Source organism: Sinorhizobium sp. P24N7 (assembly GCF_042436655.1).
GTDB classification, from domain to species: Bacteria; Pseudomonadota; Alphaproteobacteria; order Rhizobiales; family Rhizobiaceae; genus Sinorhizobium; species Sinorhizobium meliloti_A.
Map to the genome: position 1 here is coordinate 1 of NZ_JBHMIW010000122.1, position 464 is coordinate 464.

Sequence of the window (464 nt, forward strand, 5' to 3'; positions counted from 1 at the left end):
GGCGGCCTCCGCAGCGATGCCAACGAGATCACGCCGTACGAGATCGGCAAGTACCTCTCGGGAGACCGGCGGCATTGTTACTTCGCGTGCGCGATCGTCATCGGCCTGTTCCGGCTCGGCATCCGGTGTGGCGTCAATAGCCTCTAGCTCCGCTTCCGACGACTCTGAGGTCTGGTCTTCCGGTTCGGGATCGACGACGGACGGAGTGGGCCTAGCTTTCGCAGGCGCGTCGTCCGCCTGGGGTGCAATGTCGATCCCGTGCGAAGCGAATGTAATCGGTGCCTCGGCGGCGAGCGCCGGCTTTTCATTCGCTTCGTTCGGCAGAACCTCGGTCGTTACGCCGACGTCCTCGGCCGCTTGGGAGACGTGATCATCGTCCACTGGTTCGTCGGTGCCGATCTTGTCGCCCTCAACGGCGACCGGTCCAGTGTCGTCGTTCGGGCCCTCCGGCTCTTCGTCATCGT

1 protein-coding gene is annotated in these 464 nt (G+C 64.2%); it reads right to left on the reverse strand.

From position 1 onward, the window contains the following. The coding region (locus tag ACFHWW_RS34245) for a hypothetical protein (RefSeq protein ID WP_379943831.1) at positions 1 to 464 on the reverse strand (464 nt) is incomplete at both ends.